At 73.0% G+C, this 26,700-nt stretch carries 14 protein-coding genes; 6 read left to right on the forward strand and 8 right to left on the reverse strand.

Annotation, left to right across the window (positions count from 1 at the left end):
• Positions 1 to 163: 163 nt before the first annotated feature.
• The 3 genes from AS857_RS30300 (at position 164) to AS857_RS40140 (ending at position 4,282) form a co-directional block, all read left to right on the forward strand.
• Positions 164 to 1,564 carry a cation:dicarboxylate symporter family transporter gene (locus AS857_RS30300; protein ID WP_058046356.1) on the forward strand — a complete coding sequence of 467 codons (1,401 nt, stop codon included), beginning with the start codon at positions 164 to 166 and terminating at the stop codon, positions 1,562 to 1,564.
• A 36-nt stretch (positions 1,565 to 1,600) separates the two neighbouring features.
• Complete coding sequence (locus AS857_RS30305; RefSeq protein ID WP_058046357.1) at positions 1,601 to 2,098, forward strand: VOC family protein; 498 nt, start codon at positions 1,601 to 1,603, stop codon at positions 2,096 to 2,098.
• 507 nt (positions 2,099 to 2,605) lie between these two features.
• Positions 2,606 to 4,282 carry a hypothetical protein gene (locus AS857_RS40140; RefSeq protein ID WP_160330280.1) on the forward strand — a complete coding sequence of 559 codons (1,677 nt, stop codon included), beginning with the start codon at positions 2,606 to 2,608 and terminating at the stop codon, positions 4,280 to 4,282.
• Between the two features lie 36 nt (positions 4,283 to 4,318).
• Here AS857_RS40140 and AS857_RS30315 read toward each other — a convergent pair whose 3' ends face one another.
• Complete coding sequence (locus AS857_RS30315; RefSeq protein ID WP_058046359.1) at positions 4,319 to 4,918, reverse strand: TetR/AcrR family transcriptional regulator; 600 nt, start codon at positions 4,916 to 4,918, stop codon at positions 4,319 to 4,321.
• A 199-nt stretch (positions 4,919 to 5,117) separates the two neighbouring features.
• On the opposite strand from AS857_RS30315, the gene AS857_RS30320 reads away from it, so the two are divergent.
• Positions 5,118 to 6,800 (forward strand): MFS transporter, encoded by a 1,683-nt coding sequence (locus AS857_RS30320; protein WP_058046360.1) that lies wholly within the window; start codon positions 5,118 to 5,120, stop codon positions 6,798 to 6,800.
• 72 nt (positions 6,801 to 6,872) lie between these two features.
• On the opposite strand, the gene glgB is transcribed toward AS857_RS30320, so the two are convergent.
• The 4 genes from glgB to AS857_RS30340 all read right to left on the reverse strand — a co-directional run bounded on the left by glgB (position 6,873) and on the right by AS857_RS30340 (position 15,069).
• A complete protein-coding gene (gene glgB / locus AS857_RS30325) occupies positions 6,873 to 9,302 on the reverse strand; it encodes a 1,4-alpha-glucan branching enzyme (RefSeq protein ID WP_420823980.1) in 2,430 nt (809 codons plus the stop codon).
• Between the two features lie 97 nt (positions 9,303 to 9,399).
• Positions 9,400 to 11,019, reverse strand: coding sequence for a maltokinase N-terminal cap-like domain-containing protein (locus AS857_RS30330; protein ID WP_160330281.1), 1,620 nt, complete (start codon positions 11,017 to 11,019; stop codon positions 9,400 to 9,402).
• A 322-nt stretch (positions 11,020 to 11,341) separates the two neighbouring features.
• Positions 11,342 to 13,075, reverse strand: coding sequence for a maltose alpha-D-glucosyltransferase (gene treS / locus AS857_RS30335; RefSeq protein ID WP_058046361.1), 1,734 nt, complete (start codon positions 13,073 to 13,075; stop codon positions 11,342 to 11,344).
• On the reverse strand, positions 13,072 to 15,069 hold the full coding sequence (locus AS857_RS30340) for an alpha-1,4-glucan--maltose-1-phosphate maltosyltransferase (protein ID WP_058046362.1): 1,998 nt from the start codon (positions 15,067 to 15,069) through the stop codon (positions 13,072 to 13,074). Before AS857_RS30340 ends, treS begins: the two co-directional genes overlap by 4 nt.
• A gap of 727 nt (positions 15,070 to 15,796) precedes the next feature.
• Between AS857_RS30340 and glgP the strand changes: the two genes are divergently transcribed.
• Positions 15,797 to 18,424, forward strand: a complete 2,628-nt coding sequence (gene glgP / locus AS857_RS30345; RefSeq protein WP_058046363.1) for an alpha-glucan family phosphorylase — start codon at positions 15,797 to 15,799, stop codon at positions 18,422 to 18,424.
• A 156-nt stretch (positions 18,425 to 18,580) separates the two neighbouring features.
• Here glgP and AS857_RS30350 read toward each other — a convergent pair whose 3' ends face one another.
• Positions 18,581 to 20,875, reverse strand: a complete 2,295-nt coding sequence (locus AS857_RS30350) for a M4 family metallopeptidase (protein WP_058046364.1) — start codon at positions 20,873 to 20,875, stop codon at positions 18,581 to 18,583.
• A gap of 523 nt (positions 20,876 to 21,398) precedes the next feature.
• On the opposite strand from AS857_RS30350, the gene AS857_RS30355 reads away from it, so the two are divergent.
• Complete coding sequence (locus tag AS857_RS30355; protein WP_058046365.1) at positions 21,399 to 22,949, forward strand: carboxylesterase/lipase family protein; 1,551 nt, start codon at positions 21,399 to 21,401, stop codon at positions 22,947 to 22,949.
• 36 nt (positions 22,950 to 22,985) lie between these two features.
• On the opposite strand, the gene AS857_RS30360 is transcribed toward AS857_RS30355, so the two are convergent.
• Positions 22,986 to 24,851 (reverse strand): ABC transporter ATP-binding protein, encoded by a 1,866-nt coding sequence (locus AS857_RS30360; protein ID WP_058046366.1) that lies wholly within the window; start codon positions 24,849 to 24,851, stop codon positions 22,986 to 22,988.
• Complete coding sequence (locus tag AS857_RS30365; RefSeq protein WP_058046367.1) at positions 24,848 to 26,695, reverse strand: ABC transporter ATP-binding protein; 1,848 nt, start codon at positions 26,693 to 26,695, stop codon at positions 24,848 to 24,850. The genes AS857_RS30360 and AS857_RS30365 overlap by 4 nt, the downstream gene beginning before the upstream one ends.
• Between the last annotated feature and the right edge of the window lie 5 nt (positions 26,696 to 26,700).

The raw sequence follows: 26,700 nt of genomic DNA on the forward strand, positions 1-26,700 counted from the left end.
CAGAGGCGTGCATAGTCACCGGAGCCCCACTCGTCGGGAGAGCGGGGCGCCCCCAGACTGTTGCTCTGCACCCGCCCGCATCCGCTCGCTCGCACTCGCTCGCGTCCGCTTGCCCGCCGGGACCGATGCAGTGCGCCCAGAGCCGCGACGACGAGGAGACCCCGTGACGGCACAGGCAGCACCACCGGCCGTCCAGCCGCCCCGGCGGCCGGACCGGACCCACTACCTCTACCTGGCCGTGATCGCGGCCGTGCTCGCCGGCATCGCCGTCGGCTTCGCGGCGCCGGGCGTCGCGGTCGAGCTCAAGCCGCTCGGCACCGGCTTCGTGAACCTGATCAAGATGATGATCTCGCCGGTCATCTTCTGCACGATCGTGCTGGGCATCGGCTCCGTGCGGAAGGCCGCGAAGGTCGGCGCGGTCGGCGGCCTCGCCCTCGGCTACTTCATGGTCATGTCCACCGTCGCGCTGGCCATCGGCCTCGTGGTGGGCAACCTCCTGGAGCCCGGCAGCGGGCTGCACCTGACGGACGCGGTGCGCCACGCGGGCGAGGCGCAGGCCAAGGGCGGGAGCGAGTCCACGACGCAGTTCCTGCTGGGCATCATCCCGACCACCATGGTCTCCGCCTTCACCGGCGGCCAGGTGCTGCAGACCCTGCTCGTCGCGCTCCTCGCGGGCTTCGCCCTGCAGGCCATGGGCACGGCGGGCGAGCCCGTCCTGCGCGGCATCGGACACATCCAGAAGCTGGTCTTCCGTATCCTCGCCATGATCATGTGGGCGGCCCCGGTGGGCGCCTTCGGCGCCATCGCGGCGGTCGTCGGCGCGACGGGCACCGACGCCCTGAAGTCCCTCGCCGTCATCATGATCGGCTTCTACGTCACGTGCGTGCTGTTCGTGATCGTCGTGCTCGGCACCCTGCTGCGGCTGGTGGCCGGGGTCAACATCTTCACGCTGCTGAAGTACCTGGGCCGCGAGTTCCTGCTGATCCTGTCGACGTCGTCGTCGGAATCCGCCCTGCCGCGCCTGATCGCCAAGATGGAACACCTGGGCGTGAGCAAGCCCGTCGTCGGCATCACCGTGCCCACCGGCTACTCCTTCAACCTCGACGGCACGGCCATCTACCTGACGATGTCGTCGCTGTTCATCGCGGAGGCCATGGGCGAACCGCTGGCGCTGGGCCAGCAGATCTCGCTGCTCCTGTTCATGATCGTCGCGTCCAAGGGCGCGGCCGGCGTCACCGGCGCGGGCCTCGCCACGCTCGCGGGCGGCCTCCAGTCCCACCGCCCCGAACTCGTCGACGGCGTCGGCCTGATCGTCGGCATCGACCGCTTCATGAGCGAAGCGCGGGCACTGACGAACTTCGCGGGCAACGCGGTGGCGACGGTCCTCGTCGGCACGTGGACCAAGGAGATCGACAAGGAGCGGGTGGGCGAAGTGCTCGCCGGGCGGATGCCGTTCGACGAGACGACGCTGAGCGGCGACGGGCACGGGCACGGGGGCGGGGACGGCCATGAAGGCGGGGGAGCCCTGCCGGAGCCGAAGGAGCCGGCGGGTGTGCCGGCCTGAGGCCGGCTGTCAGACCCTTCTGCCAGGCTGCGGGGCATGGAAACGACTCCGCAGCTGCCGCGGTCGCCGCAGCCGCCTCAACTGCCCCACCTGCAGCTGACGATCGACTGCGCCGACCCCAAGCGGATGGTGGCCTTCTGGACGGAGGCGCTGGGGTACGTCCCCGAGCCCCCGCCGGAAGGCCACGCCACGTGGCGGGACTACTGGTCGGCCACGGGCGTGCCGGAAGCGGAACTGGCGGACGGCGCCGGGGAGACCCCGGAGTCGATCGTCGACCCCGCGGGGCGCGGACCGCGGGTGTGGTTCCAGCAGGTCCCCGAGCCGAAGACCACCAAGAACCGCGTCCACCTCGACCTCAAGGTGGGCGGCGGCCGTGGGGTCCCGCTGGCGACCCGTACGGTACGGGTCACCGTGGCGGTCGACCGGCTGACAGCGGCAGGGGCGACGGTGATCCGCGTGATGGACGAGCCGGGCATGGACTACTACGGCGTCGTACTCCAGGACCCGGAGGGCAACGAATTCTGCGTGGCGTGAACGGGGGCGGGCGACGGCTGTCGCCCGCCCCCGTTCACGAACCGAAGCCCCACCTGTCCCTTCCCCGGGCGGCGCTCAGAGCGTTCAGGGGGCGTGTGGGTGTGCAGGGCATGTCCCGCGCTGGACGTGGGTTCGTCTGCGGCGGACGCTGCCGTTCGCATGCGCGGCTCTCGTGTGCCAGGGGGATATGTGTACAGCGTTCTCTACGGCAGTTCCCGTATCACTCTCACCTCCGGCAGCGGTACCCGGCTCGAGCGTTCGGAGTTGCTTCTCCGCGACCCCGGTCCACGCCGTCGGCCGTCCGCTGCCGCACCCCTTCTCCTCGGGCGGGAGGAGGAGCTGGCCGCCGCCCGGACGGAATGTCTCGCCGGGCGGCCGGTGGAGTTCCATGCTCCCTGCGGGTTCGGAAAGACCAGCCTCCTCCTGGCCATTGCCGGGGGCGGCGGGAGGCGCAGCGCGTTCGCGCGCGTGGCCGGGAATCCGCTGGAGGACGTACTCCAACTGCTCATGGACGACTTGTACCTGTCCGTGGAGCGGGAACGGGTGAAGTACCCCCGGACGGTCTGCGAGCGGCTCGTCAATCACCTCCGGCCGCTGATCGTGCTGGACGAGGTGCCGCCCGGCTCGCGGATCCCGCGGCAGTTGTCGGCCGCCCTGCCCGACTGCGTGCTGGTGGTGGGCGCGGAGCGCCCCGTGCTGGGCGGGCCGGGGACGTCCCGGCTCCTGGCGGGGCTGCCGCCGGACGCCGCGCTCGACCTGTTCGCCCGCTCGCTGGGCCGCCCGGTACAGGACGCGGAACTGCCCGTCGTCCGGCGGTTGCTGGAAGCCGTACGGTTCCGGCCGCTGCACATCCGGCAGGCCGCGGCGCTGGTGCGGGCCGGGCACCCGGCCGAGACGCTGGCCCGCACGGCCGCGCGGGATCCGCGGGAGCTGGACCGGCTGAGTGCGGGTTCTCTGTCCGGGCCCGAGCGGACGGCCCTGGTGGCCTTGGCGCTCGTGGCCGGAACCCTGGTGCCGGGGAACTGGGTGTCGGCCGTCGGCGACATCACGTACGCGCTGCAGTCCCTGATCTCCCTGCACGAGCGCGGGCTCGTCGAGCGGCCGGAGGAGGACCGGTTCGGGCTGCCGGTGTGCCTGAAGGAGAGCCTGCGGGGGCTGTCGCTCGGTGCGATCTCGTTGAGTACGGGCGTCAACGGGCTCGCCGACTGGCTGGACGGCGCGCTGCGCGGCGACGTGCACAGCCTCACGGATGCACTCCAAGGCGTGGAGGGCATCGTCGGCCTGCTCGGCGTCGCGGCCGAGCAGGGGGAGTGGCGGGGCGTGATCCGGCTGGCGAAGATCGCCGAAGCCGCGCTGTTCGCCGGCCTTCGGTGGCAGCAGTGGAAGGAGGTCCTGGAGAAGGGCGCGGAGGCGGCCAGGAGGATCGGCGACCGGGCGTCGGAGGCGCTGTTCTCCCACCAGCTGGGCACCGTGGCCTACGTCGAGGACCGCGCCGCGGACGCCCAGGCCCATTTGCGTCACGCGCTGCGGCTGCGGGAGGAACTGGGCGATACCTCAGGCGCGGGCCTGACCAGGGCGAACCTGGAGTACATGGCGCCGTCCGGGACCCTCCCGGGCGACGGCCGTGGCGGTGGCGGGGCCGGGCGCGACTGGGTCCGGCGGGCGGCGCCGTGGTGCGCAGGGCTGCTGGTCGCCGTCGTGGCCGTCGCTGCCGTGCGGGCAGTGGTTCCCGATGGCACTCCGGGCCCGGCCCCGAGCCCCTCGGCTTCCGGCGTCAGCAGCAGCCCGGCCACCGCCGGGCCGACGGACCCCGGCCCTACCGACGAGGCGAGCAGCACGCGCGACGGCACCAGCTCCGGTCCCGGCCCGAGCCCGGCCCGTACGACGAGTTCCCCGTCCAGCCCCGGTCCCAGTCCCAGCCCCAGTCCGACCCGTACGAGCCCTTCCCCCAGCCCGAGCCCCAGCCGTACGACGGCGAGCCCCTCCCCGAGCCCCAGCCGTACGACAAGGAGTCCGTCCCCGAGCCCCAGCCGTACGACGAGGAGTCCGTCCCCCAGTCCCAGCCCCAGCCGTACGAGCCCTTCCCCCAGCCCCAGTCCCAGCCCGAGCCGTACGACGCCGAGTCCGTCCCCCAGCCCCAGCAGCAAGAGCCCCAGCCATGACGACGGCGAGCGCTTGACGTAGCCCCTGTCCCCCCGCTGCTGTCCCCCGCCCCGGTCCCTAAGCCGGCACCAGCCCCGCCACCAGCTCGGTCGCCTCCCTCGCCGGCACCCCCGCTGCCGTGAGCGCCGTCACCGCCGCCGAGCGGCCCGCTTCCGCCGGGCTCAGGACGCCGTCGTTGACCGCCTGGAGCAGGCCGAAGAGGATCTGCTCGCGGACGTAGGCCAGGGCGATGGCCGGCAGCGGGGAGGTGAAGCGGCCCTCGTCCAGGCCGCGTTGGAGCATCGCCGCGCACTCGCGGCGCACCGGCTCCAGGCGGCGGTGGATGCCTTCGACGGTGACGCTGCGCTGGGCCATGGAGATCAGCAGGCGGTAGCCGTCGGCGATCTCCCAGGCGGCGAGCATGGAGCGGGCCAGGGCCTGGGCGGGGTCGTCGACGTCGCGCAGGGCCTCCGCCTGGGCGATCTCGACCGAGTTCGCGGCGTCGTCGACGAGGGCGCTCATCAGCGCCTCGCGGCTGGGGAAGTGGCCGTAGACCGTGCGCCGGACGACACCTGCCGCCCGTGCGATCTGGTCCATGCTCGCGTCCGGGTCGCGCAGCAGCTCCGCGAGCGCGATGTCCATGATGCGGCGGCGATTGGCGTCCGCTCTGCCGGCCATTGGTCTCTTCTCTGTCCGTGGAGTCCCGTGGAGTCTCTGCATCGAGTCTCTGCCGAGGAGGGGGGCTTCGGGCGCAGCCTCCGTGGCCGACATCCTGCACCTCATTTTGCACCGGGCGTCGCCGTCCCGTAATTTGCACACTGCTGTGTAATTGCACAACCGTGTGCAAGATAGTGCGCAAGACAGGAAGGGGTGACCGATGGGCCTCGCGATGTCGACACCGGTCGACGAGATGGACGGTCCGTACAAGAGGCGATGGGCCGCGCTGGGCGTGCTCTGCATCAGCCTGCTGATCATCGTCATGGCCAACACGTCCCTGACGGTCGCCGCCCCCGACATGGTCCAGGACCTCGGCCTGGGCAGCTCCGACCTGCAGTGGGTCATCGACGGCTACACCGTCCCGTACGCCGCGCTGATGCTGATCCTCGGCGCCGTCGGCGACAAGTACAGCCGCCGCGGAGCGCTCGTTCTCGGCCTTCTCGTCTTCGGCGCGGCCTCCGTCGCCGGATCGATGGTCGACAGCTCGGCCGGGGTCATCGCGTCGCGCGCCGTCATGGGCGTCGGCGCGGCCATGATCATGCCGGCCACGCTGTCCCTGCTCGCCGCGACCTTCCCGCGCGAGGAGCGCGCCAAGGCCATCACCATCTGGACGGCCACCGCCGGTCTGGCCATCGCCGTCGGCCCGCTCGTGGCCGGTGCGCTGCTGGAGGACCACGGCTGGGCCTCCACCTTCCTCATCAACGTGCCGATCGCCTTCCTCGGCATCATCGGCGCGCTGGCGCTCGTCCCGCCCTCCAGGGCGACGGGTCCCGGCAAGGAGGCGGCCAGGATCGACTACATCGGCGGCCTGCTGTCCGTCGTGTGGGTCGGCTCGCTCATCTACATGATCATCGAGGGCCCGCACTTCGGCTGGGGCGCCAAGGCGATCGCCGCCGCGGTCATCGCGGGCGTCGGCCTGGTCCTCTTCGTCCTCTGGGAGCTGCGCCACCCGCACCCGGTCCTGGACGTCCGCCGCTTCGCCCAGCGCGCGTTCGCCGGGTCGACCATGGCCGTCGCGCTGTTCTTCCTCGCCGTCTTCGGTGCGTTCTACTACCTCACCCAGCACCTGCAGTTCGTCCTCGGCTACTCGCCGCTGGACACCGGCGTGCGGATGCTGCCGCTGGCCGGCGCGGTGTTCGTGGGCGGTGCGCTGACCGCGGTCCTCACCCCCAAGGTGGGCATGAAGGTCACCGTGGCGTGCGGCATGACCGTCGGCACGGTCGCCATCGCGCTGCTCGCCCGCGTCGACGAGTCCTCCACGTACGACGACTTCGTCCTGCCGCTGATCATCCTGGGCCTGGCCATCGGCCTGTCCCTGTCGCCGTGCACCAACGCCATCATGGGCTCCTTCCCGGAGGACCAGCTGGGCGTCGGCGGCGCCGTCAACAGCACCTCGATCGAGATGGGCGGCTCCCTGGGCATCGCCATCCTCGGCACCGTGCTCGCCAAGACCTACTCCTCCAACCTCGGTGACGCCGCCGCGAAGGCGGCCGAGGCCGGCGGCCCCAGGCTGCCGGAGAAGGCGCTCGCCGTCGCGCAGGACTCGGTGGGCGCGGGCCTGGCCGTGGCCAAGGAGGTCGGCAAGCAGGTCGCGGCCGGCGCGGCGCCGAAGGTCGGCCCGGAGAAGGCCGCCGCCCTCGGGGCGCAGCAGGCGCAGACCGTGGTCGAGGCCGTGCACAAGTCGTTCGCGGACGCCGTCGCCCACACCAGCGTCGTCGGCGCGGTCGTCCTCGGCGTGGGCACGGTGCTGGTCGCCTTCCTGCTGCCGGGCCGTGAGAAGAGCAAGCCGGAGGCCGCGGCGGCGGCCGGCGCCGAGGCCGAGAAGGAGACGGCCGCGGCCTGAAGCCGCCAGACCTCCGTATGGAGCCCCGGACCCCTGTGGGTCCGGGGCTCCGTCATGCCGCCGGGGCCGTCCTCACACCGCCCGCCACCACACCGTCGCCAGCGGCGGCAGCGTCACCGTGATGCTCGCCGGGCGGCCGTGGTGGCGGGTGGCCTCCGTCTTGACCGGGTCGGGGGTGGTGACGCCGCTGCCGCCGTAGCGGCCGGCGTCCGTGTTGAGGATCTCCTGCCACGCCGTGAACCGGCCGGGCACGCCCAGGGCGTAGCCGTGCCGCACCACGGGGGAGAAGTTGCTGACGGCCAGCAGGGGCGCGCCCTGGGCGTCGAAGCGCAGGAAGGCGAAGACGTTGTCCTCCGCCGCGTCGCCCACCACCCACTCGAAGCCCTCGGGGACGGTGTCCCGCTGCCACAGGGCGGGCGTGGCCAGGTAGGCGGAGTTCAGGTCGCGGACCAGGTCCCGTACGCCCCGGTGGTCCGCCTCGGCGGAGTAGGACGGGTCGAGCAGCCACCAGTCGGGGCCGTGGGCCTCGGACCACTCGGCCCCCTGCGCGAACTCCTGGCCCATGAAGAGCAGCTGCTTGCCCGGGTGCGCCCACATGAAGCCGAGGTAGGCCCGGTGGTTCGCGCGCTGCTGCCACCAGTCGCCCGGCATCTTCGACACCAGGGCGCGCTTGCCGTGGACGACCTCGTCGTGCGAGATCGGCAGCACGTAGTTCTCGCTGTACGCGTAGATCATCGAGAACGTCATCTCGCCGTGGTGGTACTTGCGGTGCACCGGCTCCTTCGAGACGTAGACGAGGGAGTCGTGCATCCAGCCCATGTTCCACTTCAGGCCGAAGCCGAGGCCGCCGAAGCCGCCCGCCCCGATGTGGTGCGTGGCGCGGGTGACGCCGTCCCAGGCCGTGGACTCCTCGGCGACGGTGACGACGCCGGGGCAGCGGCGGTAGACGGTCGCGTTCATCTCCTGCAGGAACGCCACCGCGTCCAGGTTCTCCCGGCCGCCGTGGACGTTCGGCGTCCACTGGCCGGCTTCGCGGGAGTAGTCGAGGTAGAGCATGGAGGCGACGGCGTCCACCCGGAGCCCGTCGATGTGGAACTCCTCGCACCAGTAGACGGCGTTGGCCACGAGGAAGTTGCGCACCTCCGTACGGCCGTAGTCGAACTCCAGCGTGCCCCAGTCGGGGTGCGCGGCGCGCAGCGGGTCCGCGGGCTCGTACAGCGGCCGCCCGTCGAACTCGGCCAGCGCCCACTCGTCGCGCGGGAAGTGCGCAGGCACCCAGTCCATGAGCACCCCGATGCCGGCCGCGTGCAGCGCGTCCACCAGGTGCTTGAAGTCGTCCGGGGTGCCCAGGCGGGCGGTGGGGGCGTAGAAGCCGGTGATCTGGTAGCCCCAGGAGCCGCCGAAGGGGTGCTCGGCGATCGGCATCAGCTCCACGTGCGTGAACCCGAGGTCCTTGACGTACGCGGGCAGCTGCTCGGCCAGCTGCCGGTACGTCAGGCCGGGGCGCCAGGAGGGCAGGTGCACCTCGTAGACCGAGAAGGGGTGCTCGTGGACGGGCTTCTCCGTGCGGGCCGCCATCCACTCCGCGTCCTGCCAGGTGTGGTGCGAGGCGTGCACGACCGACGCGTTCGCCGGCGGGGCCTCCGTGCGGCGCGCCATGGGGTCCGCGCGCATGGTGTGCGAGCCGTCCGGGCACGTGATCTCGAACTTGTACAGCGCCCCCTCGCCGATGTCCGGCAGGAACAGCTCCCACACCCCGGACGCGCCCAGCGACCGCATGGGGTGGCCCGTGCCGTCCCAGTAGTTGAAGTCGCCGACGACCCGTACGCCCAGGGCGTTCGGCGCCCACACCGTGAACCGGGTCCCCGCCACCTCCTCGTGCACCATCGGCGTCGCGCCCAGCGCCTGCCACAGCTGCTCGTGGCGGCCCTCGTGGATCAGGTGCAGGTCGAGGTCGCCGAGCGCGGGCAGGAAGCGGTACGGGTCGCGGACCTCCAGCTCCGTGTCCTCGTAGCCCACCAGCAGGCGGTAGTCGGGGAGCTCGCTGAGGGGCAGCACCGCCGCGAAGAGGCCGTCCCCCTCGTCGTACAGCTCCACCCGCAGGCCCTTCGCGCTGACCGCCACGGAGCGTGCGAAGGGGCGCAGGGTGCGGAACGCCACGCCGCCGGGCACCGGGTGCGCTCCCAGCAGGCCGTGCGGGTCGTGGTGCGCGCCGTGCAGCAGCCGGTCGCGGTCCTCCGTGCCCAGCGGCTCGGCGGGCCGCACCCCGCGCCGCGCCGGGGGCGTGCGCTTCGGGCCCCGTGCCGCTGCGGGCTTGCGCGGCGCGTCCTCCTTGCGCGGCGCGTCCTCCGCTCCGGGCAGCAGGCCGGGCACCGGTTCGGGCTCCCGCTCCGCCTTCGCGCCCCGCCCCGGCAGGAACGTGGCCGGGACCCCTCGCGCGGCACCGGGATCTCCGGGTCCGGGCTCGTGGGGCGAACGACGGGACGGCGGTCGAGCGGTCACGGTGCGGTCCTCCTCGGAGCCTCCCGGCCGGCGGCGCCGGGAGCGGAATCGGTGGTACGGGAACGGCGGGAACAGCGGGGACGGCGGGAAAGGGGAGTCACGGGGTCTGCTCCCTCTCCGGACGGGACGGGCGCCCGCCCGGCGGGCCGGCCGCACCGGGCGGCTCCGCCGCGCCCCCCGCCGGCTCCGCCAGCCGGCGGATGGCCGCCATCGGGACCGGGAGCCAGTCCGGGCGGTGCCGGGCCTCGTAGAGGACTTCGTAGACGGCCTTGTCCGTCTCGTGGGCGCGCAGCAGCTGCGGGTCCTCGCGCGGATCGCCGTGCACCGAGCCGTAGCCCTCGCAGAACGCGGCGCGGGCGCGCTCGGACCAGCTGGTGCCGCTCGCCCGGCCGACCGCCGCCGCGTAGTCGAAGGAGCGCAGCATGCCGGCGACGTCGCGGGCGGTCGGCTGCGGCCGGGAGCGTTCGGCCAGGGGCCGGGCCGGCTCGCCCTCGAAGTCGATCAGGGCCCAGCGCCCGTCCTCGGCGGTGCGCAGCGCCTGTCCGAGGTGGAGGTCGCCGTGGATGCGCTGGGCGCGCCACGTGCGCCCGGCGCGGCCGAGGGCGGCCAGGTCGTCGTAGGCGCTCCGCAGGGCGGCCCGGAACGGGCGCAGCGCCGGGACGGCGTCGGCGGCGGCGTCCAGGCGGCGGGTCATGGCGGCGGCGAGGTGCTCGAGCTGGGGGCGGCGCAGCACCACCGTGGGCAGCGCCTCGGCGAGCGCGCCGTGCACTTCGGCGGTGGCGTGGCCGAGCGCGCGGGCGGAGGCGGTGAAGTCGGCGCGGACGGCGAGGGCGCTGAGGGCCAGCTGCCAGCCGTCGGCGGAGCCGGGCAGGTAGGGCTGGAGCACGCCGAGCGTCATGGGTTCGGTGCCCGCGCCGGGCACGACGGCCTCGAACCAGGCGGCGGGGGCGGGCACCCGGGCGCAGCCGGTGCCGGCGAGGGCGCGGGGGAGTTCGAGGTCGGGGTTGGTGCCGGGGCAGACGCGGCGGAAGAGCTTGAGGATATACGTTTCGCCGTAGACGACCGAGGAGTTGGACTGTTCGGCGCCGATGAGGCGGGGGGCGAGCCCGGCGCCGATCACGACGCCCTCCTCGCGGCTGAAGCGCAGCGGTCCGAGCCGGCCGGGCAGCCGCAGCCGCTCCAGCAGGAGGCTGGCCAGCCGGGGGTCGGTCAGGCCCTCGTAGACGGCGCGGCCGTGCAGCGGGCCGCCGACGGGGCGGCCGATGAGCGCGGGCGCCAGGTGCGGCGGCAGGACGTCGTGGACGCCGAGCAGGAGCTGGTAGCAGTCGTCGGTGCCGGCGTGGACGGCGGGGGCGGCGTTGGCCGGGGCGTCCGCGGGCCGGCCGCCGGCGGGGGCGCCGGGCTGCTGGGCGCGGACGAGCAGGTGGAGCAGGCCGGGGACGGTGGCGCCGGTGTGGTGGGGCAGCAGCTCGGTGGCGGCGACGAGCGTGAAGCCGGTGATGGGACGGCCCTTGCCCGCGAACCACCGCTGACGCGGCAGCCACTCGGAGAGCAGCGGCACCAGCGAGCCCAGCAGCCCCGCATCGGCGGCCTCCTGGCCCGGTGCGTGGGCCGCGGGAGCGGCGCGGACCGAGGACAGCAGCGGACCGGGGGCGCCCCCCTTCCGTCCGGTGTCCCGGCGTCCGGTGCCCCGGCGGGACGGTGCAGCGTCCGACATGGCGTCGCGTCCTTTCCCCGGGGCACGGCATATGGGGCAAAGTGTCCCGGATCGCGGTCCCGGATTGCGGCATTGACCGGTGCGCGGTGCTGGGGTCCCCCGCCGGAGGCGGGGGGTGTCGGGCGAGGATCGTCCGTTCGGTCGGCGCCTGCGGCCCCTGGTGCGGGCGTGCGGCGGCCGGGCAGCGGCCCCGCGGCGGTCCCGAAGCGGAAGCGATCCGTTCGGCCCGGCCCGTGCGTAGTAGTGAGGGTGCCCAGGGTTCGCGGGGGAAAACCGCCCGTGCGCGACGGGCCGGCGGGCGCCGGCGCGCACGGGAGCGCCCTCAGTGGCCGGCCTGCGGCGGCGCGCCACGGCGGAGCCGGAACCAGTAGAAGCCGTGACCGGCCAGGGTCAGCAGATAGGGCAGTTCGCCGATGGCGGGGAAGCGCACCCCACCGATCAGCTCGACGGGATGCCGGCCGCTGAACGCCCGCAGGTCGAGCTCGGTCGGCTGTGCGAAGCGGGAGAAGTTGTTCACGCAGAGCACGAGGTCGTCCTCCCGCTGCCCCGGCAGCCGCACTTCGCGCAGGAACGCGAGCACGGCGGGGTTGCTGGAGGTGAGCTCGGTGTACGAACCGAGCCCGAAGGCCGGGTTCTGCTTGCGGATCTCGATCATCCGGCGGGTCCAGTGCAGCAGCGACGAGGGGCTGCTCATCGCGGCCTCGACGTTGGTGACCTGATAGCCGTAGACCGGGTCCATGATGGTCGGCAGGTACAGCCGGCCCGGATCGCACGAGGAGAAGCCGGCGTTGCGGTCGGGCGTCCACTGCATCGGGGTGCGCACGCCGTCGCGGTCGCCGAGCCAGATGTTGTCGCCCATGCCGATCTCGTCGCCGTAGTAGAGGATCGGAGAGCCGGGCAGGGAGAACAGCAGCGCGGTGAACAGCTCGATCTGATTGCGGTCGTTGTCGAGCAGCGGGGCCAGCCGGCGGCGGATGCCGATGTTGGCGCGCATCCGCGGATCCTTGGCGTACTCCGCGTACATGTAGTCGCGCTCTTCGTCGGTGACCATCTCCAGCGTCAGCTCGTCGTGGTTGCGCAGGAAGATGCCCCACTGGCAGCGCGACGGGATGGCCGGCGTCTTGGCCAGGATTTCCGAGACCGGGTAGCGCGATTCCCGCCGCACGGCCATGAAGATGCGCGGCATCACGGGGAAGTGGAAGGCCATGTGGCATTCGTTGCCGCCGGTCTCGTAGTCCCCGAAGTAGTCGACGACGTCCTCGGGCCACTGATTGGCCTCGGCCAGCAGCACGGTGTCCGGGTAATGGGCGTCGATCTCGGCCCGGACGCGCTTGAGGAACGCGTGCGACTGCGGCAGGTTCTCGCAGTTGGTGCCCTCCTCCGCGAAGAGGTACGGCACCGCGTCCAGCCGGAAGCCGTCGATGCCGAGGTCCAGCCAGAACCGCAGCGCGGCGAGGATCTCCTCCTGCACGGCGGGGTTCTCGTAGTTGAGGTCCGGCTGGTGGGAGAAGAAGCGGTGCCAGTAGTACTGCTTGCGGACCGGGTCGAAGGTCCAGTTCGAGGTCTCGGTGTCGACGAAGATGATGCGCGCGTCCGGATACCGCTTGTCGTCGTCGGCCCAGACGTAGTAATCGCCGTAGGGGCCTTCGGGGTCGCTGCGCGACTGCTGGAACCACTCGTGCTGATCGCTCGTATGGTTCATGACAAAGTCGATGATGACGCGCATGCCGCGCTGGTGCGCCGCGTCCACGAACTCCACGAAGTCGGCCAGGTCGCCGAACTCCGGGAGCACCGAGGTGTAGTCGGACACGTCGTAGCCGCCGTCGCGCAGCGGCGACTGGAAGAACGGCGGCAGCCACAGGCAGTCGACGCCCAGCCACTGCAGGTAGTCCAGCTTGGCGGTCAGACCCTTGAGGTCGCCGATGCCGTCGCCGTCGCTGTCCTGGAAGGACCGGACGAGCACCTCGTAGAAGACGGCGCGCTTGAACCAGTCGGGGTCCAGGTCCTTGGCGGGAGTGTCCTCGAAAGTGTCGGGGACGGGCTCATTGACGATCATGGTGTGGGTGACCCTCCGATCGGTGAGGACGGTCGCAGCGAGAACACGTGCGCGGGCGCGATGGAACGGCCCGGCTCGAGGCGCACATAGTTGTCCCTGCCCCAGTGATAGGTCTCTCCGGTGAGCTCGTCGCGCACCGGGACGGACTCGTGCCACGCGAGGCCGAGTTCCGGCATGTCCAACGAGACCGTGGCCTCCTGGGTGTGGTGGGGGTCGAGGTTGACGACCGTGAGTACGCACGAGCCGCCCGCCCGCTTGGAATAGGCGATGACGGCGTCGTTGTCGGCGTAATGGAAACGCAAGTTGCGCAGTCGCTGCAGGGCGGGATGGCGCCGGCGCAGCCGGTTCAGCAGGGTGATCAGCGGGGCCAGGCTGCGGCCCTCGCGTTCGGCCGCGTCCCAGTCGCGCGGGCGCAGCTGGTATTTCTCCGAGTCCAGGTATTCCTCGCTCCCGGGGTGCACCGGAGCGTTCTCGCACAGCTCGTATCCGGCGTACATGCCCCAGGTCGGCGAGAGCGTCGCGGCGAGCACGGCGCGCGCCTCGAAGGCGGCCCGGCCGCCGTTCTGCAGATAGGCGTGCAGGATGTCGGGGGTGTTCACGAAGAGGTTGGGCCGCATCGACGCGGACGCCTCCCCGGAGAGCTCGGTGAGATAGTCCGTGAGCTCCTGCTTGGTGTTGCGCCAGGTGAAATAGGTGTAGGACTGCTGGAAGCCGATCGCGCCGAGCGTGCGCATCATCGCGGGCCGGGTGAAGGCCTCGGCGAGGAAGACGACGTCCGGGTCGGTGCGGCCGATCTCGGCGATCACCTTCTCCCAGAACGCCACCGGCTTGGTGTGCGGATTGTCGACGCGGAAGATCCGTACGCCGTGCCCCATCCAGAACCGCAGCACCCGCAGGCTCTCGCGGACCAGCCCGTCGAAGTCCTCGTCGAAGGCCAGGGGATAGATGTCCTGGTACTTCTTGGGCGGGTTCTCGGCGTAGGCGATGGTGCCGTCGGCGCGGTGGTGGAACCACTCGGGGTGCTTGGCGACCCAGGGGTGGTCCGGGGAGCACTGCAGGGCGAAGTCGAGGGCGACCTCCATGCGCAGCTCGCGGGCGCGCGCGACGAAGTGGTCGAAGTCCTCGAAGGTGCCGAGGTCGGGGTGGAGGGCGTCGTGACCGCCCTCGGCCGAGCCGATCGCCCAGGGGCTGCCGACGTCGTACGGGCCCGCGGTGAGCGCGTTGTTGGGGCCCTTGCGGTAGGCGGTGCCGATGGGGTGCACCGGCGGCAGGTAGACGACGTCGAAGCCCATCGCGGCGATGGCCGGCAGCCGCCGTGCCGCCGTGCGGAGCGTACCGCTGCGGGCGGGCCGGCGCCCTTCCGCGGGCGTCGCCCCCTCCGAGCGCGGGAACATCTCGTACCAGGAGCCGAACAGGGCCCGTTCGCGTTCCACCAGCACCGGCACGGGGCGGCTGGTGGAGACCAGCTCGCGCAGCGGGTGCTCGGCCAGCGCCGCCGTGACGGGCGGCGCGAGGGCGGCGGCGAGCCGTGCGGTGGGCGGGCGGCCCGGGTCGCGCAGCGCGTCGACCGCGGCCAGCACCGCCTCGCGGCCCTCCTTCTTCGGCACCCCGGCGGCGGCGCGCTCGTAGATCAGCGCCCCTTCCTCCAGGACGAGTTGGACGTCCATCCCGGCCGGGATCTTCACCGAGGCCCGGTGCCGCCAGGTCGCCACCGGATCGCTCCAGGCCTCCACCGCGTACGTCCAGCGGCCCTCCGAGCCGGGGGTGACGTCCGCGCCCCAGCGGTCGGAGCCGGGCGCGAGTTCGCGCATGGGGGTCCAGGGGCCGCTGCGGCCCGCCGGGTCGCGCAGCACCACGTTGGCGCCGAGCGCGTCGTGGCCCTCGCGGAAGACGGTGGCGGTGACCTGGAAGGTCTCGCCGACGACCGCCTTGACCGGCCGGCGGCCGCAGTCCACGAGCGGCCCGAGGTCCAGGACGGGGATACGACCGATCATGGGATCACCTGGGAGTTCGACGGAATCGGAGGGGCGGTGCGGGTGGGGCGAAACATCGGGTCTGGCGAGTTCTGCTCTTTCTATCTGCTCCGCCGGCGGTCGGCCGGGTGCGGGCATGACTGCTCCTGACCGCGTTCACTCGGGTGGGTGCGGAAGACGTGCGGAGGGGCGTGGGACGCGTACACGAGGCGGCGGCGGACTGCGACTCCCTGCATACCGCTTGAGCTTTCCCACCGGTCCCGGCCGGGCATGCCCGCACCGTGGGACCTACCGGTGCGTAGTTCCCGTGGCACCCGGTGGGGAGGATGGTCGGCACGCCGTCACCCGTACGAAGTCTCCCCGTTGGGCCGATCGTGTGCAATGCGCGAAAACCGGGTAACCGGCGGCCAGACGGGGGAATGGCGCTCCGCTCCGGTCGTCGAAGGCCGTAGCGGTAACCGGCCGCCGCCGTTCCCGCTGTACGCGCGGCGTATTTACGCCTCGTACAGGTGCATCAGCCGCGGGGACGACGCGTGCGGTCCGCTTCTCCGTACCGTCCACCATACGGACGCCGTTCCCGGCCATGCACCCGTCCGCCGGGCGTACCGGGCGTACCGGGCGCACCGGGCGGCAGCCGGGGCTCCGGCAACCGCCCCAGGGGGCGCACTTCCCGCCTGCACCTGCCAGGAGCAGGCAGTTGCCGCGAAGCGCCACGAAGCCCCCGGGCGTCCCCGCTACCGTCGTGGGGGTGAAGGCCATTCGTCGATTCAGTGTGCGCCCCGTTCTGCCGGAGCCCCTACGACCGCTCAGTGAGCTGGCGCGCAATCTGCGCTGGTCCTGGCACCCCGAGACCCGTGAGCTCTTCCAGGCCGTCGACCCCGAGGGCTGGCGGGCCGCCGCCGGCGACCCGCTGCGGCTGCTGGGCTCGGTCCCCGCGGCGCGGCTCGCGGCCCTCGCGGACGACCGCCGCTTCCGCCGCCGGCTCGCCGCCGCAGCCGACGACCTGCAGGACTACCTCACCGGCCGGCGCTGGTACCAGGAGCAGCCCGAGGGGCTGCCCGCCGCCATCGCCTACTTCTCGCCCGAATTCGGCATCACCGCCGCCCTCCCGCAGTACAGCGGCGGGCTCGGCATCCTCGCCGGCGACCACCTGAAGTCCGCCAGCGACCTCGGCGTCCCCCTCATCGGCGTCGGACTGCTCTACCGGCACGGCTACTTCCGCCAGTCCCTCTCCCGCGAGGGCTGGCAGCAGGAGCACTACCCCCTGCTCGACCCCAACGAGCTCCCGCTCACCATGCTGCGCGAGCCCGACGGCAACCCCAGCCGCATCGCCCTCGCCCTCCCCGGCGGCCGCTCCCTGCGCGCCTACATCTGGCAGGCCCGGGTCGGCCGGGTGCCGCTGCTGCTCCTCGACTCCGACGTCGAGGAGAACGGCCCCGGCGAGCGCGAGGTCACCGACCGGCTCTACGGCGGGGGCGGCGAGCACCGGCTGCTGCAGGAGATGCTCCTGGGCATCGGCGGCGTCCGCGCCGTGCGCACCTACTGCCGCCTGACCGGCCACCCCGAACCCGAGGTCTTCCACACCAACGAGGGCCACGCCGGCTTCCTCGGCCTGGAGCGCATCCGCGAACTGGTCGACGACGGGCTGGACTTCGACGCCGCCCTGGAGCGCGCCCGCGCCGGAGCCGTCTTCACCACCCACACCCCCGTGCCCGCCGGCATCGACCGCTTCGACCGCGAGCTGGTCGCCCGCCACTTCGGCGCCGCCGGCGAACTGCCCGGCATCGACGTCGAACGCGTCCTCGAACTGGGCCTGGAGACCTACCCCGGCGGCGAGCCCAACCTCTTCAACATGGCCGTCATGGGGCTGCGGCTCGCACAGCGCGCCAACGGCGTCTCCACCCTCCACGGGCAGGTCAGCCGGCAGATGTTCGCCGGCCTGTGGCCGGGCTTCGACGCCGAGGAAGTGCCCATCGACTCCGTCACCAACGGCGTCCACGCCCCCACCTGGGTCGCTCCCGAGGTGATGCGCCTGGGCGCCCGCCGGGTCGGCGCCGGCCGCGCCGAGGACGCCCTGGCCGTCGGCGGCGCCCAGCGCTGGGACGCCGTCGCCGACATCCCCGACGCCGACATCTGGGAGCTGCGCCGCACCCTGCGCGAACAGCTCGTCGAGGAGGTGCGCGAGAGGCTGCGCGCCGCCTGGCGCGAGCGCGGCGCCGGCACCGCCGAGCTCGGCTGGATCGACGGCGTGCTCGACCCCGGCGTCCTCACCATCGGCTTCGCCCGCCGCGTGCCCTCCTACAAGCGCCTCACCCTCATGCTCCGCGACCGCGACCGCCTCATGGACCTCCTCCTGCACCCCGAGCGGCCCGTGCAGATCGTCGTCGCCGGCAAGGCCCACCCCGCCGACGACAGCGGCAAGCGCCTCGTGCAGGAGCTCGTGCGCTTCGCCGACGACCCGCGCGTGCGCCGCCGCCTGGTCTTCCTGCCCGACTACGGCATGGCCATGGCCCAGCGGCTCTACCCCGGCTGCGACGTCTGGCTCAACAACCCGCTGCGCCCCCTGGAGGCCTGTGGCACCTCGGGGATGAAGGCCGCCCTCAACGGCTGTCTCAACCTCTCGGTGCTCGACGGCTGGTGGGACGAGTGGTACGAGCCCGACTTCGGCTGGGCGATCCCCACCGCCGACGGCGCGGCCATGGACGACAACCGCCGTGACGACCTGGAGGCGGCCGCCCTCTACGACCTGCTGGAGCGGCGCGTGGCCCCGCGCTTCTACGACCGGACGCAGGGCGGGCTCCCCGGCCGCTGGATCGAGATGGTGCGCCGCACGCTGACCACGCTCGGCCCGAAGGTCCTCGCCGGGCGCATGGTGCGCGAGTACGTGGAGCGGCTCTACGCCCCCGCCGCCGAGGCCCAGCGTGCCCTCACCCCCGCCGCGGCGAGCGAGCTGGCCGCCTGGAAGGCCCGGGTGCGGGCCGGGTGGCCGGGCGTGGCCGTCGACCACGTGGAGGCCGTCGCCGACACCGCCCTCAACGGCACCGCGACCCTGGGCTCGACGGTCTCCCTGCGGGTGAGCGTCACGCTCGGCTCGCTGGACCCGGCGGACGTGGAGGTGCAGGCCGTGGCCGGGCGGGTCGACCCCACCGACCGGCTGAGCCAGACCGCCACGTTCCCCCTCAAGCCGGCCGGCGGCCCCGCCCTGGACGGCCGCCGCCTGTACGAGGGACCGCTCACCCTCGACCGCACGGGCCCCTTCGGCTACACCGTCCGCATCCTGCCCTCGCACCGGCTGCTGTCCAGCGGCGCGGAGATGGGCCTGGTGACGCTGCCGTCGGAGGCGACGGGCGAGGCGGCGGGGGTGCTGTTGCGCTGACGCGCGGTCGCCCCGTGCGTACATGCGTAGGGCGCCGTCCGGGGGAGTCATGCTCACCCCGGACGGCGCCCGGTTCAAGGGGTTCGCCGCTGTCTCGCGGTTCGTGCGTGGCTGGTCGCGCAGTTCCCCGCGCCCCTCACGGGGCGCATGGAGAACTCAGAAGCTCAGCTTCCAGCTGTTGACCGTGCCGCTGTCCGCCGAGTACACGTCCTGCACCTGCAACTTCCACGTGCCGGTGGCGGAGACGCCCGAGGCGTCGACCGTGTAGCTGGCCTTCACGTCCTCCGCGGAGTCCCAGGCGTCCGAGTCCTTCAGCCGCCACGTCTTGCCGTCCGGCGCGACCAGGTCGATCCGCAGGTCGCCGCGGTAGGTGTGGGTGATGTTCACGTCCACCTTGAGGGCGGAGGAGCCGTTGCCGCTGCGGGTCACGACGACCGGCGAGGTCACGGCGCCGCCCGCGTCCGGGATCGCGACGGGGGTGTTGTTCTCGAAGACGCTGCCGCCGCCCGTGGTGTTCACGGTCCACTTGAAGGACGCGCTCGAGGACTTGCCGGCCGAGTCCTTGACCGTGACGGTCACGTTGCCGGTGCCGGTGGCGGTCGGCGTGCCGGAGATCAGACCGGTGGAGGCGTTGATCGACAGGCCCGCGGGCAGGCCGGTGGCCGAGTAGCTCAGGGCACCGGAGTTGCTGCTGGTGGCCTTGATCTGCAGGGAGACGGCGGTGTTCACGATGCTCGTCTGGTCACCGGGCGCGGTGATGCTGACCCCGGTCCCGGGGGTGGCCCGGCTGCCGACGTTGACGGCCGCCCAGGCGTTGGCCACGTTGTTGTACGTCTCGCTGCCCACGCCGAAGAGCTCACCGGCGGCCCACAGCGTCGCGTCGCGCGCACCGGCGTAGTTGGTGTTCGACTGCATGCGCCCGGTCAGCGCCTTGAACCAGATCTTCGCGGCGTTGTCCCGGCCGATGCCGGTCACGGGCAGGTTGTCGGAGGTCGGCGAGTCGTAGGAGACGCCGTTGATCACCTTCGCGCCGCTGCCCTCGGAGGCGAGGTAGAACCAGTGGTTGGCGGGGCCCGACGAGTAGTGCACGTCGATGCCGCCGATGCCCGAGTACCAGGCGTCCTTGGAGCGGGTGTCCTTGCTGGGCTTGTCCATGTAGCGCAGCGGGGAGCCGTTGCCGTTGATGTCGATCTTCTCGCCGACGAGGTAGTCGCCGACGTCGTTGGGGTTGTTCGCCCAGAACTCCACGGCGGCGGCGAAGATGTCGGAGGTGGCCTCGTTGAGGCCGCCGGACTCGCCCGCGTAGGTGAGGTTGGCGGTCGCCGAGGTGACGCCGTGCGTCATCTCGTGCGCGGCCACGTCGATCGAGGTCAGCGGCTTGGCGTTGCCGGAGCCGTCGCCGTACGTCATGCAGAAGCAGTCGTCCGACCAGAAGGCGTTGACGTAGTTGTTGCCGTAGTGCACCCGGCTGTACGCGCCCACGCCGTCACCGCGGATGCCGCTGCGCCCGTGCACGTTCTTGTAGTAGTCCCACGTCAGCTGGGCGCCGTAGTGCGCGTCCACGCCGGCGGTGGCCGCGTCGCTGGTGGTGCCGTTGCCCCAGACGTCGTCGGCGTCGGTGAAGAGGGTGCCGGTGCCGGAGGAGCCGCGGTTGAGGTTGTAGGTCTTGTGGCCGCCGCGCGAGGCGTCGTTGAGCTGGTAGGAGCCGCCCGACTGCGAGGTGCCGATGGTCACCTGACCGCTGTACTTGCTGTTGCCGGTGCCCTGCTTGACACCCTGGAACTCGAAGAGCTTCTCGCCCGTCCGCGCGTCGGTGATGACGTGCAGCTCGTTGGGCGTGCCGTCCTCCTGGAGGCCGCCGACGACGGTCTCGTAGGCGAGGACCGGCTTGCCGCTCGCGGCCCAGATCACCTTGCGGGGCGCCCGGTCGGCCTTGCCGGCCTTCGAGCCCTGCGCGCCCGCGGCCTTCACGGCCTCCTTCTCGGCGGCGGCCGCCGAGAAGGACGGGGTGGTCGTCGCGATCGTCATCCGGGCCTTGGTCGCCTTGGCGACGCTCTTGACGCCGCCGCCCTTGGTGGCGTCCACGACGAGGTCGCCGCCGAGCACCGGCAGGCCCTCGTACGTCCGCTCGTAGCGGGTGTGGGTCGTGCCGTTGACGTCCTTGACGACGTCCTTGACGACCAGCTTCTCCTTGGCGCCGAGGCCCAGGGTCCGCGCGGTCTCCGCCTTGGTCGCGTCGGCCTGGCGGATCAGCTCGGCGCGCTGCGAGGGAGTGAGCTTCACGGGCATGGCGCCCGGGTCGGCCTTGGCGACGACCTTGCGCGGTGCGCTGCCCGCTCCGTCGTCGGTGCGGGCGGCCGCGGTCCCGGTCTGGGTGCCGACGGCGAGCATCGCCGAGACGGCGACCAGCGCGCCGGCGGCGACGGCTCTCTTCTGGGGGGTGGGTCTCACGCTGACTCCTTCTGCGAGGGCAGATCAGGCAGAACAGAACAGGTGGAGCTGGGGCCGATGGATCCCGTCCGATGGGTCCGGTCCGATGAATCCGGCGGGTGCGGTGAAACGTCGTGGAGCGCTGCGCTTCCCCGTGTGCGGTGGCCGCCGGGTGCTGCCGGTCGGTGCCGCGGGACGGGGGTGGGAGGCGTGGGGCCTCGGGGGACAGCAGGCGATGCAACGTGCCGGTGGAGCGGGGCCGACGCCCGGTGGCCGTGCCGTGGGGAGCCGCGCGTCAGTGGAGGGAAGAGTGCCATCGCAGGCATGTACGTGTCAGGAGTCCGGAGGCAAGTTGGCCGGAATCCGTCCGTTGACGAAAGAACGAGGTCCGCATAGCGGTGCGGGGCGGTGCCTGTCGCGGCCGCCACGCGTCCGGGCCGGTCGTAAATGGCTGGCGCGCGTCGTGACGCGGCGGGATCCTCCGGAGTGTCCCGGCCGGTGCGAGCCCCTGTGATCGCGCTCCGGCCCGCCCGGAAGGGGAGCCATGACGACCGCCGACGCGTCCGAGCAGCCCGAGCCGTCCGGGCCCCGGCCCGAAGTCCGTACCGTGGCCGGAGCGGTGCGCGGTACCCGGGAGGCGGGTGCGGCGGTCTTCCGCGGCATTCCGTTCGCCGAGCCGCCCGTGGGCCCGCTGCGCTTCGCCGCGCCGCGGCCGGTCCGGCGGTGGGACGGGGTGCGGGACGCCGTGTCGTACGGACCGCCGCCACCGCAAGGCGGCCATTTCGGCATGGACGCGCTGGCGCAGGACGCGGTGGGCGGCGACTGGCTGACGGTCAACATCTGGTCCCCCGAGCCCGGCCCGGGCACAGGGCTCCCGGTGATGGTGTGGATCCACGGCGGGGCCTACACCATCGGCATGTCCGGCCTCCCCGAGTACGACGGCGGCCGCCTGGCGCGGGACGGCGGCGTCGTCGTGGTGACGTTCAACTACCGCGTGGGTCCCGAGGGCTTCGGGCAGTTCGAGGGGGCGCCCGCCAACCGGGGCCTGCTCGACCAGATCGCCGCCCTGGAGTGGGTGCGTGACAACATCGCGGCCTTCGGCGGCGACCCGGACCGCGTCACGGTCTTCGGCCAGTCGGCGGGCGGGGGATCGGTCGCCGCGCTGCTGGCGATGCCACGTGCGGCCGGGCTCTTCCGCCGGGCCGTCGCGCAGAGCGCGCAGGGCACGTTCTTCTCGCCGGAGCTGGCCGCCGACATCGCCGGTGCCTGCGCGGCCGGGCTGGGGCTGAGGCCCACGGCGGCCGACCTGGCCACGGTGGCCCCGGCGCGGCTGTCCGCCGCCGGCGATGCGGTCGGCGCCGAGGCGGCCCGGTGGGCGGACCGCTGGGGGCGGGTCGCGCACAGGCCGATCCTGTTCTCGCCGGTCGTCGACGGCGATGCCCTGCCGGTCACTCCGTGGCAGGCCCTGGCCGACGGCGCAGGCCGGGACGTCGGCCTCCTCGTCGGCCACACCCGGGACGAGCAGCGGCTGTTCACCGCGCTCGACGGACTGCTCGGCCAGGTGACGCAGGAGCAGGCGACCGCCGCCCTGGACGCCTTCGCCCCGGGCCCGGACGGTGCGCGCCGCTACCGCGAGGGTCTTCCTGCCGCGAGCCCGGAGGAGCTGTACGAACTGGTCCAGTCCGACTGGCTGTTCCGCATGCCTAGCCTCCACCTCGCCCAGGCGCAGACCGCCGCGGGCGGCCGGGCCCACGTCTACGAGCTGACCTGGCCCGCCCCGGGCATGGGCGGTGCCTTCGGCGCCTGCCACGGCCTCGACGTGCCGCTCGTCTTCGGCAACCTGGACCGCGGACAGCCGGCCGTGCTGATCGGCGAGGGCCCGCCCCCGGAGGCGGAGGCGCTGTCCGCCCGCATGCGCGCCGCATGGACGGCGTTCGCCGCCCACGGCGACCCCGGCTGGCCCGCGTACGACGCCGGACAGCGCCTCGTGCAGCTCTTCGGCACCGCACCGGCCGTCACCGCCTACCCGGAGGAGACTTCCCGCCTGGTCTGGCAGGACCACGCCTTTCCCGTGCTGCCGCTGACCGGCGGGTAGCGCAGGCCCGGCCCGGGCCGCCCCCGGGCGGCCCCGTCAGGCCAGGCTGTCCCGCCAGGCCCGGTGCAGGTCCGCGAAGCGGCCCGTGCCCCCGGTCAGTTCGGCCGGGGAGCCGTCCTCCACGACGCGGCCGTCGGCCATCACCAGGACGCGGTCCGCGATCTCGACCGTCGACAGCCGGTGCGCGATGACCACCGCCGTACGGCCGCGCAGCACCGTGGTCATCGCACGCTGCACCGCCTGCTCGCCCGGGATGTCCAGCGAGGACGTGGCCTCGTCCAGGATGAGTACCGCCGGGTCGGCGAGCAGGGCCCGCGCGAAGGCCACCAGCTGGCGCTGTCCGGCGGAGATCCGGCCGCCGCGCTTGCGCACGTCGGTGTCGTAGCCGTCCGGCAGGGCCGTGATGAAGTCGTGGGCGCCGATCGCCTTCGCGGCCTGCTCGATCTCCTCCCGGCCGGCCCCGGGGCGGCCGATGGCGATGTTCTCCGCGACGGTGCCGGAGAACAGGAAGGCCTCCTGCGTCACCATCACCACACCGCGCCGCAGCTCCGGCACGGCGAGCGTGTCCAGCGGCACCCCGTCGAGGAGCACCCGGCCCTCGGTGGGGTCGTAGAAGCGGGCCAGGAGCTTGGCGAGGGTGGACTTGCCGGCCCCCGTCGAGCCGACCACCGCGACCGTCTGCCCGGCGTGCAGCGTCAGGTCGAAGCGGGGCAGCACCTCGCCGCCCGTGCGGTAGGCGAAGCGCACCCCCTCGAAGACGACCTCGCGGCCGGGCAGCCCCGCCCGCCGCTCCGGCAGCGCGCGCGGCTCGGCGGGCTCGGGCACGCCGGGCCGCTGGGCGAGCAGGCCCGCGATCTTCTCCAGCGAGGCCGCGGCCGACTGGTAGGAGTTGAGGAACATCGCCAGCTGGTCGATCGGGTCGTACAGTCGCCGCAGATAGAGCACCGCCGCCGCGAGCACGCCCAGCTCCAGGCCGTCGCCCGCCACCCGGTAGGCGCCCCAGAGGACGACGGCGGCCAGCACCACGTTGGCCACGAGGCGGGAGAGGAAGACGTAGCGGGCCATCTCCAGCAGTGCCCGGGTGTTGGAGTGCCGGTGCCGGTCGTTGAGCTCCGCGAAGTGCGCGGCGTTGGCGCGCTCCCGGCGGAAGGCCTGGACCGGGCGGATGCCGTTCATGGTCTCGGTGAACTTCACGATCACCGAGGCGATGGCCGTGGAGCGCTCGTGGTAGACCGTGTGCGCGCGCCGCCGGTAGGAGCGCATCAGCAGCTGCAGCGGGACGAAGGAGAGGACGGCGACGGCGCCGATGCCCCAGTCCAGGTAGAGCAGGGTGGCCGAGATGTACACGACCGCCAGGCAGACCCCTATGAGCTCCTGCAGCCCTTCGTTGATCAGCTCGCGGATCGACTCGACGTCGGTGGTCGCGCGGGAGATGAGGCGCCCGGAGGTGTAGCGCTCGTGGAAGTCGACGCTGAGCGACTGGGCGTGGCGGAAGATCCGGCCGCGCAGGTCGAGGAGGACGTTCTGGCCGATGCGCGCGGACAGCCGGACGAAGACGTACTGCAGCAGGCCCGCGGCCAGGGCGCACACCACGTACGCGGTGCCGACGGCGATCAGCGGGCCGTAGTCGTCGCGGCGGGCGGCCGGCACGGCCCGGTCGATGGCGAAGGCCACGAGGAGCGGCCCCGCCTGGACGGCCGCCTGCTGGAGCAGCATGACGAGGGCGGTGAGCCGGACGCGGCCGCGCGCCGGGGCGAGCAGCGAGCGCAGCAGGGCGCGCGAGGCGCCCTTGGGGGCGGGCAGGACGTCCTTGTCGAAGGAGTCGCCGTCCTCCGCGCCGCCCGCCGCGGGGCCGGTCCGCTCGTCGTCGGCTGCGGTGGGGTCGGGTGCGGTGGTGGTCATCGCCGGCCTCCCTCGTGCCGTGCGTACGTCCGGTCCGCCGCGGCACTCCGGTCCTCGTCGCCCGCCATGAGCGAGGCGTACTCCCGGCTGGTGCGCAGCAGTTCGTGGTGGGTGCCGACGGCGGTGATGCGCCCTCCGGAGAGCAGGGCCACGCGGTCGGCCAGCAGGACCGTGGAGGGGCGGTGGGCGACGACGAGGGCGGTCGTGGTGGCCAGCACCTCGCGCAGGGCCGCCTCGACCAGGGCCTCGGTGTGCACGTCGAGCGCGGAGAGCGGGTCGTCCAGGATGAGGAAGCGCGGGTCGCCGACGACGGCGCGGGCCAGCGCGAGCCGCTGGCGCTGCCCGCCGGACAGGCTCAGGCCCTGCTCGCCGACCTGGGTGCCGGTGCCCTCGGGGAGGGAGTGCACGAAGCCGGCCTGGGCGACCTCCAGGGCGCGGTCCAGATCGGCCTCCCGGCCGGCGTCGGCGCCCATCAGGACGTTCTCCCCGACGCTCGCGGAGAACAGCGTCGGGTCCTCGAACGCCACGGAGACCAGCTCGCGCAGGCGCTCGCGCGGCATGGCGGCGATGTCCTCGCCGTCCAGCGTGATCCGGCCGGACGTCGCCTCGTGGAGCCGGGGTATGAGGGCGGTCAGCGTGGTCTTGCCGCTGCCCGTGGTGCCGACGAGGGCCATCGTCTCGCCGGGCCGGATGTGCAGGTCGACGCCGTGCAGGACGGGCGGGGCGTCCGCGGGGGCGTCGGGGTAGCGGAACCCGACGCCCTCCAGGCGCAGCCCGCCGCGCTCGCCCTCCGGGCGCGGGGAGGAGACCGCGCCGGCCTTGCCGGAGGCGGCCCGGTCGGCGGGGGCCGGGACGTCCATGACCTCGAAGTAGCGGTCGGCGGCCGTGGCGGACTCGTTGGCGATCGCGATCAGGAAGCCGAAGGACTCCACAGGCCAGCGCAGCGCCAGCGCCGTCGACAGGAACGCCACCAGGGTGCCGGCCGAGAGCTCGCCGTCGGCGACCTGCAGCACGCCGAGGACGAGCGCCGCGCCGATCGCCAGCTCCGGCAGGCTCATGATGACCGCCCAGAGCATCCCCAGCAGGTGCGCCTTGCCCAGCTCGGTGCCGCGCAGCCGGCCGGAGAGGGCGTCGAAGGCCCGCTCCTGGCCGCGGTGCCGGCCGAAGCCCTTGATGATGCGGATGCCGAGGACGCTCTCCTCGACGATCGTGGCGAGGTCGCCGGACTGGTCCTGCGCGGTGCGCGCGGCCCGGGAGTAGCGCTCCTCGAAATACGCGCAGAGGATCACCAGCGGCGCCACCGGGGCGAGCAGCACCAGCCCCAGCGTCCACTCCTGCACCAGCAGGACGACGAAGCCCACCAGGATCGTCACGCCGTTGACCAGAAGGAACGTCAGCGGGAAGGCCAGGAAGATGCGCAGCAGCATCAGGTCCGTCGTGCCCCGCGAGAGCAACTGCCCCGAGGGCCAGCGGTCGTGGAAGGAGACCGGCAGCCGCTGCAGGTGCCCGTAGAGGTCCGCCCGCATGTCCGCCTCGACCTTCGCCAGCGGTCGCGCCACGAGGAAGCGGCGCAGCGCGAAGAGCGACGCCTCCACCACGCCGAGCACGAGCACCAGCGCGCCGCCCAGCCACACCCCCGAGGGGTCCTTGCCGGCGACCGGGCCGTCCACGATCCACTTGAGCGCGAGCGGAATGACGAGGCTGGCGCAGGACGCGACGACGGTCACGGCGGCGCCGGCGATCATCGTGTTGCGCACCGGCCGCACGTAGGGCCACAGGCGCAGCAGCGAACGGACGGCGGACCGTCTCCCGGGCGGGCTGGGGGCTTCAGAGGTATCGGTCATCACGA

It is taken from the genome of Streptomyces roseifaciens, from assembly GCF_001445655.1.
Lineage (GTDB): Bacteria > Actinomycetota > Actinomycetes > Streptomycetales > Streptomycetaceae > Streptomyces > Streptomyces aureoversilis.